Source organism: Dysgonomonas hofstadii, assembly GCF_014196915.1.
GTDB classification, from domain to species: domain Bacteria; phylum Bacteroidota; class Bacteroidia; order Bacteroidales; family Dysgonomonadaceae; genus Dysgonomonas; species Dysgonomonas hofstadii.
The window spans coordinates 74115-86801 of record NZ_JACIEP010000002.1 but is presented as its reverse complement, the minus strand read 5'-3'; the positions used below and the strand labels follow the sequence as shown (position 1 = coordinate 86801).

General features: G+C 38.5%; 13 protein-coding genes. 11 read left to right on the top strand and 2 right to left on the bottom strand.

Annotated elements, in window-relative coordinates; all coding sequences use genetic code 11:
• Positions 1–4: 4 nt before the first annotated feature.
• The 3 genes from GGR21_RS02335 (at position 5) to GGR21_RS02325 (ending at position 4023) form a co-directional block, all read left to right on the top strand.
• On the top strand, positions 5–385 hold the full coding sequence (locus GGR21_RS02335; RefSeq protein ID WP_183305568.1) for a hypothetical protein: 381 nt from the start codon (positions 5–7) through the stop codon (positions 383–385).
• Positions 386–919: 534 nt separating this feature from the next.
• Positions 920–3208, top strand: coding sequence for a TonB-dependent receptor (locus GGR21_RS02330; RefSeq protein ID WP_183305567.1), 2289 nt, complete (start codon positions 920–922; stop codon positions 3206–3208).
• Between the two features lie 167 nt (positions 3209–3375).
• Complete coding sequence (locus GGR21_RS02325) at positions 3376–4023, top strand: LysE family translocator (protein WP_183305566.1); 648 nt, start codon at positions 3376–3378, stop codon at positions 4021–4023.
• Positions 4024–4028: 5 nt separating this feature from the next.
• Here GGR21_RS02325 and GGR21_RS02320 read toward each other — a convergent pair whose 3' ends face one another.
• On the bottom strand, positions 4029–5417 hold the full coding sequence (locus GGR21_RS02320) for a DUF3329 domain-containing protein (RefSeq protein WP_183305565.1): 1389 nt from the start codon (positions 5415–5417) through the stop codon (positions 4029–4031).
• Between the two features lie 515 nt (positions 5418–5932).
• Here GGR21_RS02320 and GGR21_RS02315 point away from each other — a divergent pair.
• From GGR21_RS02315 to GGR21_RS02305, 3 genes are read left to right on the top strand one after another with little or no spacing between them, the layout of a single operon-like run.
• Entirely contained in the window at positions 5933–6649 is a 717-nt protein-coding gene (locus tag GGR21_RS02315; protein ID WP_246347972.1) for a DsbA family oxidoreductase, read from the top strand.
• 17 nt (positions 6650–6666) lie between these two features.
• Complete coding sequence (locus tag GGR21_RS02310; RefSeq protein WP_246347971.1) at positions 6667–8061, top strand: choice-of-anchor Q domain-containing protein; 1395 nt, start codon at positions 6667–6669, stop codon at positions 8059–8061.
• Positions 8045–9094 carry an endonuclease/exonuclease/phosphatase family protein gene (locus tag GGR21_RS02305; RefSeq protein WP_221232882.1) on the top strand — a complete coding sequence of 350 codons (1050 nt, stop codon included), beginning with the start codon at positions 8045–8047 and terminating at the stop codon, positions 9092–9094. Before GGR21_RS02310 ends, GGR21_RS02305 begins: the two co-directional genes overlap by 17 nt.
• A gap of 111 nt (positions 9095–9205) precedes the next feature.
• On the opposite strand, the gene GGR21_RS02300 is transcribed toward GGR21_RS02305, so the two are convergent.
• The gene (locus tag GGR21_RS02300) at positions 9206–9679 is read right to left on the bottom strand and encodes a MarR family winged helix-turn-helix transcriptional regulator (RefSeq protein ID WP_183305563.1); all 474 of its coding nucleotides are present in this window, start codon (positions 9677–9679) and stop codon (positions 9206–9208) included.
• A 157-nt stretch (positions 9680–9836) separates the two neighbouring features.
• On the opposite strand from GGR21_RS02300, the gene rpsF reads away from it, so the two are divergent.
• From rpsF to gnd, 5 genes are all read left to right on the top strand, one after another.
• The gene (gene rpsF, locus GGR21_RS02295; RefSeq protein WP_183305562.1) at positions 9837–10193 is read left to right on the top strand and encodes a 30S ribosomal protein S6; all 357 of its coding nucleotides are present in this window, start codon (positions 9837–9839) and stop codon (positions 10191–10193) included.
• Positions 10194–10463, top strand: coding sequence for a 30S ribosomal protein S18 (gene rpsR, locus GGR21_RS02290; protein ID WP_183305946.1), 270 nt, complete (start codon positions 10194–10196; stop codon positions 10461–10463). It abuts the gene before it with no gap.
• 20 nt (positions 10464–10483) lie between these two features.
• Positions 10484–10927 (top strand): 50S ribosomal protein L9, encoded by a 444-nt coding sequence (gene rplI / locus GGR21_RS02285; RefSeq protein ID WP_183305561.1) that lies wholly within the window; start codon positions 10484–10486, stop codon positions 10925–10927.
• Positions 10928–11056: 129 nt separating this feature from the next.
• Positions 11057–11464, top strand: coding sequence for a hypothetical protein (locus tag GGR21_RS02280; protein WP_183305560.1), 408 nt, complete (start codon positions 11057–11059; stop codon positions 11462–11464).
• Between the two features lie 300 nt (positions 11465–11764).
• On the top strand, positions 11765–12661 hold the full coding sequence (gnd, locus tag GGR21_RS02275; protein ID WP_183305559.1) for a phosphogluconate dehydrogenase (NAD(+)-dependent, decarboxylating): 897 nt from the start codon (positions 11765–11767) through the stop codon (positions 12659–12661).
• Positions 12662–12687 lie beyond the last annotated feature (26 nt).

Genomic DNA, 12687 nt, shown 5'->3' with positions numbered 1-12687 from the left:
TAAAATGTCTTCTAAACAAATAAGATATACAGCCAGAATACTGCTCCTGTTATATATAGGGTATTTTAGCTGTATATCTTATTTTGTACATACACATGTTTACAACGGGGTAGTCTATGTTCATTCGCATCCATACAATAAATGGGCAAAGAATGCTAATGAGGACAAGCAGCTCCCTTTCGAAACACATCATCACACCTCCGCCGGATTTTTTACATTCAACCAGATTTCGAATATAACTTCTTTTGAGGCTATAGAATGGAATCTTCTGGATACTGCTCCGGATACATTCTGTGTTATAAAATATAAAAGACTTCTATGTAATGAGGTGTCTAAGCCTGTAGTAACCGGTTTTAATCTCAGGGCTCCACCTTTCTTTTCATAAATCACTTATCTATACAAGATAAAACTTCTCAGACGGGCTTATTCTGGCCTTTCTATTTAATTATTTATATCCATTACGATCGGTTTATAATTATCTGTATTATAAATTGACCGCTATAGAATTCATAGAGAGATTTAGTTTATCTATCCCAATCATCGGATATATAAGATTAATTTCCTATAAATGTATATTATGATATGCAGATTAGTTGTTACAACTTGCATTTTTCCCGAAAATCTTTATCAATAAGATAAGAGTTTGTGAAACCCCGCGGGGGGGAAATAATTTGCAAGTATCTTTTTATTGCGAAAATTGTCAGGTTTGTCAGGTTTTTCGAAACGGTTACAAGTTTGTCTCGCCTTCGCTTCGGCAATGTTATTTCTTCGCCTTATGGGCAATTACAAGTTTGTTAACTGATCACTGTTGACTGATATGTCAGTTTTTTGCTAACAAATGCTGGCTGCAGGAAGATAAGCTTTCAATCACAGATTTGCATGTATTGTGATTCTATAGTGCTTAAAAAGAAATTAAAATATGAAAAAGATTATATTCTTATCATTCTACATACTGTGTTTTGCTAATTTAGCGGCGCAACAACGGAATTTATCATCACTGAAAGGACATGTCCTTGATATTGATACCGAGGAACATCTTCCTGGTGTCACAGTATTTATCGAAAACACTCAATTTGCCGTAATTACGGATGAGACGGGACATTTCTCAATGGATAATATACCCGAAGGCACATACATAATAATGACTCAATATATAGGGTATGCCCCACTTAAACAAGAAGTGGTTATAAGCAGGAGTTCTGCCAGAAATGTCAGTTTATACATCAAGCCCGAGAGCCAGTTGCTGGGCGAAGTGTCTGTCACTGCATCGGCAAGAGCATTGAACAGGCAAATGTCTCCGGTAGTGGTAAATCAGTTGACTACAAAAACGTTTGAAGCGACTAACTCTAATTCACTGTCGCAGGGGCTTAATTATATGCCAGGGCTCAGGGTAGAAACCAATTGCCAGAACTGCGGCACCCAGGAAGTGAGGATCAATGGCCTTGAAGGGCAATATTCACAGATATTAATAGACGGACAGCCAGTTTTCAGTTCTTTATCCAAAATGTATGGATTGGAACAACTCCCGACCAATATGATAGAACAAGTTGATGTTGTACGGGGGGGAGGATCGGTATTGTATGGAGCAAACGCGATAGGAGGCGTTATCGATATAATAACGAAGGAACCGGAAAAGAATTCATATCAGGCGAAATATAATTTATCGCTTATCGATGGAAAATCGGTGGATAATATATTATCCCTGAACTCATCATTTATAGACAGGTCTAAAAAATCAGGTATATCTATTTTTGCTAATATGAGGAACCGCAATCCTTGGGATGCAAATGGCGACGGTTTTTCGGAGATAGGGAAAAACAGAGCTTCATCGATCGGTTTTCGTTCTTACTCTAAACCAAGCCTGCATGATAAAATTACTTTAGAGTATCACTATATATCCGAATACAGGAGAGGTGGAGATAATCTGAGCCGCCCGCCACACGAAGCTCTGATTGCAGAAACCACTGATTACAGAATACATTCGGGAGGGATCGGTTATATTCATTTCAGCAAAGACAATAAACAAAAGCTAACTACAAATATATCTGTTCAGAAAACCGGACGGGATAGTTATTATGGAGGAGGTTACGATCCCGATGGTTATGGTAACACATCCGAACTGGCATTGACCGGAACCGTAAGGTATGAACTGAATATAGATAAACTGCTCTTTATGCCGGCGAAGTTTACGGCAGGATTCACTCAGGAATATACTAATCTGCACGACACAATCCATAGCCGTAATATAAAACAGATAATAAACATAAGCAGCCTTTATCTGCAGAATGAGTGGCGCGATGATAATCTGTCTCTGATTGTCGGGCTTAGGGGCGACAAGCATAATAAGCTGAATAATATTAATATTATACCTCGTGGAAGCATACGATACCGGATAGGTGAAAATACTAATTTAAGAGCTGCGTATTCGATGGGGTATAGGGCCCCCGAGATCATTGCTTCCGATCTGGATATTCCTGTTATAGGTGGTAGTGCCACAATTACCCGACTGGGGGATGATCTCAAAAGGGAATATTCAAATGCTGTGAATGGAGGGATCGATTTTAGCCTGTATAATAGTAAGGTGTATTCTTATTTTCTGGTAGAAGGATTTTATACGAAGATCAACAGGGTATTCATCCTGGAAGAAACAGGGGAAGACGCACAAGGAAATGTTATTATGACCAGGAAGAACGGTGATGCAGCATATGTGTATGGAGTGAATCTGGAAACTACAATCCAGCCTGTAAACTGGCTGGAAGTACAAGGCGGCTTTACATGGCAGAAGAGCCGGTATACAGAACCTGTGAGATGGTCATTAGAGGAATATGTTGAACCCGTAAAGAAGATGCTGCGGTCTCCTGATACTTATGGGTTTATATCTGCTACTGCCACTCCTAAGAGTAACTATTCTATATCGCTGTCGGGTGTATACACTGGTTCAATGCTTACTCCGCATTTTGCAGGGGCAGAAGGAGTAACAAGGGATGAAACAGTGAAGACAAAAAGCTTCTTTGATACAACCCTGAAATTGTCATACTCTTTCACTGTAAACTCGACGAATAGAATAGAGATTAACGGGGGTGTACAGAATATGTTCAACCAGATACAAAAGGATTATGATAAAGGGCCTAACAGGGATTCGGAATATATCTATGGGCCATCTTTGCCGAGAACTTATTTTATAGGCTTAAAAATCAGCTCTATATAATTAACAAAGAAGAGCTGTTAGATTAAAAATCATTAACAGCTCTTCTGCTTTTAGTATTAAGTATGCCGATTTTAGATAATTTGATAGTATCTTTGCAATTAGAAGCAGTACATCTCACAAACTTTGGACTGTGTGTCTTTAGATGTTCTGCCTTTAAAAATGGGTTGATGGTTTATATCATTATAAAAGGATTGTTTATCGGCTTCTTGTCTTCTGCTCCTATGGGACCGGTAGGTATGTTATGTGTACAACGTACCTTGAACGAAGGGAAAGGTCATGGATTAGTAACAGGATTGGGAGCTGTAGTCGGGGATATGCTCATCGCACTGCTGGCCATTGTTGCTGCTTTGGGGATGGGTTTCAATACTGCATTTATACAACAGCACGAAGGCCCTATAAAGGTAGTTGGCAGTATCGTACTTATTGTATTCGGCTATATAATCTTTAACAAGAACCCAGCCAAGAACCTTACCAAGCTTAAAGAAAAGGCAGCATCTTACTGGAAAGTCTTCGTTTCGTCCCTAATACTTACTATATCCAACATCGCTACTTTATTCCTTTACATAGCACTGTTTGCCCGTTTCAACGTAATCGATGCTACAAAGCCTTTCGGTTATGATCTGCTCACGATATTTTTTATTGGGATAGGAGCTTTTCTATGGTGGCTACTGGTTACTTATGTGGTAGGAAAACTTCGTACCAGATTCAACCCCAGAGGTCTGAAAATTTTCAACAAGATTATCGGGCTCGTGCTTATCGGATTGGGTATAGCTGGTATTATTACAGGATCGCTGATGAAAGTGGATATCTTTTAATCCTGTTATTTAAATTCTATCTTTATTCCGTAATATCTGCTCATTAGCACTGCCGAGAAGGGATCTTCTCCATGAATATATATACTACCATCATATCTGGTGAATTCACAGGCAGGACGACCTTCATTCTTCGCTTGCCGGATAACAACCTCCCTCTCTGTCACAATCTTTCGGTATTCATCTATTTGCTTTGTGGCCAGATAAAACGTGAAACCAAAGCCTAATAATCCAATAAATAGAACTGACAGTCTCAGTTGCTTGGCGAAAGATAAACTGTAATTGATATTATACCATAAAATCCCTGCTCCTGTTATCATAAAAGTAACCACCCCGAACAAAGCCCTGCGTGGAAAGGTTGGGGATAATATCATTGCATACACTCCGGCAATAGCTGCAATGTAATAGATGAGAGTATAGCTAAATACCATCTTTTGTTCAACTGCCGACCTGTGATTGTGGCGATACAATATTATCATTGCAAGGCAAACCAGGATAAGTGGCCCGCAATAATAGAAATAGGTAAAAGTGGAATTAAATAGACGATATCCCAAAAGGAATAGAGTCATCGGCCCGGCTTCACCTGCTCTCTCAAAGTTTCCCGGAGCAAGTATCATTATCAGAAATCCGGCTATCCCTCCTGCTAAGCCTACCAATGCCCAGACAGGAAACTTCCACTTTTGAGAATGATAGTAAAAGATGAATAAGATAGCTATCAGAATCATAGCTCCAGCTGTATTTTCGTTTGTCCACCCGGCCAGTACTCCAAGTATGAGCATACCGGCCGAAGCCAGAAGATTTGTGACTGGTGGAACCGCTTTACCTTTATACATCCGGTATGGTAACAGAAAAAGAAGGATAAAGAAAGTCCCCCATAAATAATTTGCAGCACCTGTTATCCAGAAGATGGTATCACCGATGACGGGTTGAAAGAACCATACTGCCAGATTGATAAGTATGAACAAGGACAAGCTGTGCTTACCCCGGCCTTTTATATGGAGATAGATAAGAAAAATATATCCCATATAAATCAAAGTGTTCAGCAGGTCGGCAACGAAGGCGGGAAGTAAGAGCAACACCTGTGCTATAAAATGCACCACACTCCGTCCACCCCACATATAATAGTGATTGACCTGGGACTGAACGATATCGCTTAATGTCTGTGCGCGTACCTGTTCTCCATAGATGAACAGATAAGCAAAGTCGTCGGAAATCAGAGGTGTAAGTATGTTCAGGAACAATATGGCTCCAAAAACTGACACGATTACTATAATCCAACATATAGTATATCTGGCTTTATTTTCAGTCATAGACATTGACACCCGGTCTGCTTTATGATATGCATTTTTTAATAATGCCAGTCCCTTATCGAATATATCTGCTTTATGTGTATTCATCTAAATTGTTAAAACCTGACACTTTTTTTAGTTTACTAGTTCTAAGTTTACTAGCTTGCTAGTTCCATTTATTAATATTCCTTCTAGTAAACTAGTATACTTTTTTCTAGTATACTAACTAAAACCTGACAAACCTGACAGATTTTACACCTTGTTATAGAAGTGTAGCATTCACCGGATTTGTCTGCATAAGTGTAACAAAGATAATATATTTTCATATAGTTTTTATTTCCATTTTTCTATAATATAAATGTTATAAATCAGGTGTTATTTGAAAACCTGACAAACCTGACAGATTTTTAGCCTTTAGCTGTTAGCCAATAGCTATAAGCTTATTAACTTAAACTGACAAACCTTACATTATTTTTCAAAGATCGCTTTCTGCCACTACCAACTACTGTCTACCAACTACTATTTACACATAGATAAAGTTTTCAAATTCCCGTTGACGGGTTAATTCTCAACTGAAAATAGTATCTTTGTATAATATTAATTACAATACAAACATGGACAAAATGAAAATAGAGATATGGTCGGATATTGCCTGCCCATATTGTTATATAGGAAAAAAGAAACTGGAAAAAGCCTTAGATAAATTTCCTTATAAGGATAATGTCGAACTGGTATGGCATAGCTACGAACTCGATCCTGCATTGCCTAAGAAAGCTTTGGATATATCCATTTATTCATACTTTGCTAAAAAGTACGGTATGAGTGAAGCGGAAGCCCGGGAGACTCAGGGTAAAGTTGCTGCAATCGCCAGAGAGGTAGGCTTGAATTATGATTTCGATAATCTTATTGTCGCAAATACTTCTGATGCTCTCCGCCTGGTAAAATTAGCGAAAGAATATAGTTTGGCAACTGAAGCCGAAGAAACTCTTTTCGATGCTTATTTTGTCAGAGGAAAGAACATAAGCGACAAGCAAACTCTTATTGAGTTGGGTGAGGGTATAGGCCTGAAAAAAGAGAATATAATGACAATGCTCGACAGCGATAAATACCTGGATGAAATAAAAGAAGATATAGCATATAGTGAAGATCAACTGAATCTGGAGTATATCCCATTTTATGTATTCAATAATAAGCAACGGGTAGAAGGTTCTATCGCTATCGAAAAATACCTGGAAGTTCTGGAAGAATCATACGCTGAATGGGAAAAAGGAGGGGTGTCTTCCGGAGAGGGTGAAATTATAAGCGGACAATCGTGCTCTATCGACGGGGTTTGTAGCTAAAGGAACTATAATTACAGATGAAGAAACTGAGTAATTTAATCCTGTTATTCTGTTTGTTGTCATTTTTTGCCTGCAATAATGATGACAGTTTTTCTACTGACCAAAATCTGAAACTTAGTTTTTCGTCCGATAAGATAAGTTTCGATACTGTTTTTTCTTCTGTTGGTTCTGCCACAAAGCAATTTAAAATATACAACCGTAACAGTAAGTCGATACAGATAGAATCTATAGAACTGGTTAACCCTTCTGAAAGCGGATTCCGGATGAATATCGACGGGGAAAAAGGAACCAGGCTCACGAATGTGGAGATACTGAAAAAAGACAGTCTGTATGGTTTTGTCGAGGTTACGGTTAATCCACAAAATGTAAATAATCCAGTTCTGATAAAAGATTCCATAAAGTTTACTTTTAACGGGAACATTCAATATCTGCGGCTCGAAGCCGTTGGGCAGGATGTATATATCTGGGAGGGGGAAATAGTAACGAAGGATTCCATTATAACAGATGAAAAGCCATTGCTGGTATTTGATTCTCTTGTTGTAAAGGAAAATGCGACTCTTACGGTAAATAAAGGAGTGAAATTCTTTATGAAGGAAAACGCTTCGGTAAGGATACACGGATCGTTGAATATAGACGGAGATGTGGGAGAATCTGTCGTATTCAGGGGCGACCGTTTCGATAATATAGAAGGAGACATCCCGTATGATAATGTTCCCGGGCAATGGGACGGTATTTATTTCTATCCCGAAAGTTTTGAAAATAATCTCAGCAATGTGGTGGTGAAAAACGCGACAAGAGGGATGACTTTCTACCCTTCGAAAACAGGATATAAAAAAGCTGTTCTGATGAATACTGTTGTGCAGAATTCATTGGAATATGGAATCGTATCTACCAATTGCGATATAACTGCCTCCAACAGCCTGTTTGTAAATTCAAGGGGCGCTGTACTCAGTTTACAAGGCGGGAAATATACATTCCTGCATTGTACGGTAGCCAATTATTTCAGATGGTCTTCGAGAACGGAGGAGACGGTGGTACTTAGTAATAAGTATGATGGTACTCTCGAAAAATGCGATTTTATTAATACCATTGTCTATGGCTCTGTGAGTAATGAAATAAGGCTTGATGAAAATTCCGGAAAGGTTTTTGATTTCAGCTTTGTTAATTGTGTGATAAGATCGAATAATCAGGAAGATGCTCATTATATAAACACGGTATGGAATAATGATCCCTTGTTTAAAGATGTGAGAAGCAACGGGACATTTTCCTATAACTTTCAACTCACACACGGTTCATCTGCTATTGATAAAGCTGATAAAATATATTCAGCATCTCTTCCATACGATATTAAAGGTATATCCCGGTTGAACGATACTTATCCCGACATAGGCTGCTATGAATGGGTGCAGTAGAGATAAATATATTTTACTGCTTTTTCTTTTCCTGTTCCTCCCGTTAGCTTCGGATGCGCAGGAAAAGTTCAGGATTGCATTCTATAACGTAGAAAATCTCTACGATACGAAAGATAACCCCGATACAAATGACGATGACCTTACACCCGAAGGTAACCTGCGTTGGTCTGATTTCAGATACTGGAAAAAACTGCATGATATAAGCAAAGTGTTAATCTCAGTGGGGGAAGGTTACCCTCCTGCTTTGATCGGACTGTGTGAAGTTGAGAATGATTCGGTTCTCTTCGATCTGACTAAACGGGCTGCCTTGAACAGGCATAAGTATGAATATATAATCACAACATCGAAAGATCATCGCGGATCGAATACAGCCTTGCTTTATCAGCGTGATCAGATAAAAATAATAAGCAAACGATCATACACCCCTTATTTTAAAGATGCTCCCGGCCGCACCACAAGGGATATTCTGCATGTCACAGGAAAAATTATAAACGGGGACGTCCTCGATATATTTGTATGCCATTTTCCTTCACGCAGCGAGGGCATTCGCAAGACAAGACCTTACAGGATAGAATGTGCCCGGTTATTGAGGCAAAAGACAGATAGCCTTTCCCGTATCAGAAGAAATGCGAATATCATTATTATGGGTGATTTCAACGACTATCCCGCTGATGTCAGTATGAAAGAAACATTGGAAGCAAACGGGCTGGAAGAATCTGTTGTGTCCGGTATTTTATATAATATGTTCTACCATAAGTCCATTGTAAAGAATAAGCCCATCGGAACATATAAGTACAGAGGTAAGTGGGATTATATAGACCAGATTATCGTCAGTGGAAATCTTTTGGATTCATCAAGTCGCACCTCAATAAAAAATAAAGAAGCTCATGTTTATTTATCCGACTTCCTGTTGGAAAAAGATAATGATAAATATGGAGGGATGAAGCCTTTCAGAACCTATTCGGGCTGGAAATATCTGGGAGGATACAGCGATCATCTGCCCGTTTACATAGACATGGTTATAAAAGAATAATGCAAATCAGTAGTTAAAGTAGTCAGAGTAGTTAAGCGTAAAAAATCTATTTTCCTACTTGACTACTAAGTTGCTATGCAACTGATAATTCCTTTAATTACTATAATATTTCTATTTATCCTGTAATGCATCTGATATATTGCCGAAAACAGCAGCCAACAAGAAACGCACCTGCCTCAGTCCGCTTTCGTCAATTCCGGCCAATGCTGCGTCCATCGTGTCGTTTACGGCTATTGTTGCACGGTCTTTTATAGCTCTGCCTTCATCGGTGAGATAAACCAGGTTTGAGCGTCTGTCGCTATCCGAAGCGTTCCGGTAGACCAGATTTTGTTTTGTGAGGTTATCTATCAGGCGTGTCATGCTGGGTTTATCTTTGAATGTAGAATTGCATAATGTTTGCTGGGTAACACCATCCTCTTTCCATAAGAAAGCCAGCACAGTCCATTGCTCGGGTGTGATATCAAGGCCTTTCTTCCTGAAATTACGGTACATCATCCGGTTAATGGCCATTGAAACCTTCCCGTTTATTATAGGAAAGATCAGGTCCTGATCCTGGTTAAGATCTAATATATCTTCATGCGTCATTTTATCAATGTGTCATTTTTGATATACAAAAGTACGACATCGTAACCGCTTTTCCAACATTTTTTGAGGGTTTAGCATTTGTTGTTTTGATAAAAAAGCATTATCTTTGCGGCTCATTTGTAAAAATGACAATGTTTAATTTATAACTAATTAATTTATGAACAATTACGAAACCGTTTTCATTTTAACTCCCGTTTTGTCTGATGTTCAGATGAAGGAAGCGGTAGAAAAATTCAAGGCTATTTTGACCAATGAAGGTGCAAAAATAGTGAATGAAGAAAACTGGGGGCTTCGCAAGCTTGCGTATCCTATCCAGAAAAAATCTACTGGTTTTTATGCATTCCTGGAGTTTGAGGCTGATCCGTCTGTGATCTCAAAATTAGAAATCAACTTCCGTCGCGACGAAAAAGTGATCCGTTTCCTGACTTTCCGTCAGGATAAATTTGCTCACGAATACGCACAGAAGAGAAGAAATTTAAAATCATCTAAAAAAGAAGAAGTAAAGGAGAACTAAATTATGGCACAGCAATCAGAAATCAGATATTTGACTCCACCTTCAGTTGATGTCAAGAAAAAGAAATACTGCCGTTTCAAGAAAAATGGTATCAAGTATATCGATTACAAAGACCCTGAGTTTTTGAAAAAGTTCCTGAACGAACAAGGAAAAATTCTTCCTCGTCGTATTACCGGTACATCATTGAAATTCCAACGTCGCGTTGCACAAGCGGTTAAAAGAGCTCGTCATTTGGCTTTGCTTCCTTACGTAACAGACTTAATGAAATAAAAATAAGGAGGAAAAAAGATATGCAAGTTATATTAAAAGAAGACATTCTAAACTTAGGATATAAAGACGATATCGTTAATGTAAAAGACGGATATGGTCGTAACTTCCTTATCCCTCAGGGAAAGGCTGTGATCGCTTCGGAATCTGCGAAAAAAGTTTTAGCTGAGAACATGAAACAACGTGCTCACAAACTTGAGAAAATCAAACAGGATGCTCAGGACCTTGCAGCTAAACTTGACGGAGTATCTCTTACAATTGGTGCAAAAACCAGTTCTACAGGTACTATCTTTGGCTCTGTAACTAATATTCAGATAGCAGAAGCACTAGAGAAGTTAGGCTATAATGTAGACCGTAAAGTGATTGTAATCAAAGACTCAGTAAAAGAAGTCGGAAGTTACAAGGCAACAGCAAAGCTTCACAAAGAAGTATCTGTTGAAATTCCTTTCGAAGTAGTTTCTGAATAAGGAAATTTTACCATAAAACGGAAAAAGAGTTATTCGCAAGAATAACTCTTTTTCTTTTTATATTTGGTATTGGTACATCTAAAATATATCCTATCTTTGCCCTACTTAATTATTAAAAACACGAAATTTATGAAAAAATTAACTCAAACTTCTTTTAGCATCATAATGGTGCTAATCTTGTCATTAGCTTTCACTCAATGTAAAGACGCAAAAGATGCGGCCGTTACAAAATTTATGGAGCTTCAGGTAGATCAAATCAACAAACAATGTCCATTGGATATGGGAAATGGAATGACAATGGATAAATGTGAAATAGATGGCAGCAAGATTCTAAAAACTTACTTTACAGTTCCAACAGAAATGGCTGGTGCAATTCAGTTTAATGATCAAACCAAGGCTACAATGATACAGGCTTTAAAAGGCCTGGCCGAGTTTAAACAAATAAAAGAACTGGAAGTTGCTTATACTTATGCGTATTATGACAGTGACAAAAAACTTTTAGGAGAAATCAAAATCACACCTGAAGATTATAAATAATAAGATAATCTTCTTTACGAGATAACAAAAGACCGGTTGAAATTCAGCCGGTTTTTTGTTGTATAAATAATCTTGATAATGTGTCGTTTTTGTATAGATATAATTTATGAAAAATAATATAGGCCTAATTCCCTGAAATACAATTGATATAAAAGAAAATGACGATTGCGAATTGCGTATTTAACTTAAAATCGTAAAATAATTGTAACTTCGTGTGGTTTTAAATAACTAGGAATCAAAATCTTTTCAGGCTCTTGCTTGTTTTAATTATATGAAGAAATCAATAAACAATTAACAAATATGAAAATCGGATTTGTAGGATTAGGAAAAATGGGCGGTAATATGGTAGAACGCCTTTTGAATCATGGCCATGAAGTAGTTGTATATAACCTTACACAGAAAGAAGTGGACGAAGCCGCAGCAAAAGGTGCAGTTCCGGCTTCGGATCTTAAAGATCTGGTAAGTAAACTGGGAGGCCGGAAGCTGGTATGGCTGATGGTTCCTGCCGGAAAACCTGTGGAAGAGAACATTGCCGAACTTCTTACCCTTTTAAATCCTGATGATATAATCGTAGATGGAGGAAACAGTTACTGGCGCGAAACTGTAGAACGTGGAAAGAAAATAAAGGAAAAAGGAATACATTATCTCGACTGTGGAACCAGCGGTGGCGTTTGGGGACTTCAGAACGGATATTGCCTGATGTATGGCGGAGACAAAGAAGCCTGCGATTTTGCCGAACCTATCTTTAAGAGCCTTGCGCCCGAAAACGGGTATATGCGTTGCGGCGAAAGCGGAGCCGGACATATGGTGAAAATGGTACACAATGGTATCGAATACGGTATGATGCAGGCTTATGCTGAAGGATTCGAAATAATGAAGAATTCTCCCTATAATGTAGATCTTGAAAAAGTATCCCGTGTATGGATGCAGGGATCTGTTGTCCGTTCGTGGTTACTCGAGCTTATCGGGAATGCACTTGAAGGCAATGAAAACCTGGATGGAATAAAGGATTATGTAGCCGATAGTGGAGAAGGTCGTTGGACTGTGCAAACCGCTATGGATTTTGATGTGCCTGCCCATGTTATTACAGCATCATTGTTCACCCGTTTCGAATCGAGACAGGAAACCTCTTATGCAATGAAGCTTCTGGCGGCCATGCGCAATCAGTTTGGTGGTCATGAAATAAAAAAAGGGTAGCCCCCTAAATCCCCCAAGGGGGACTT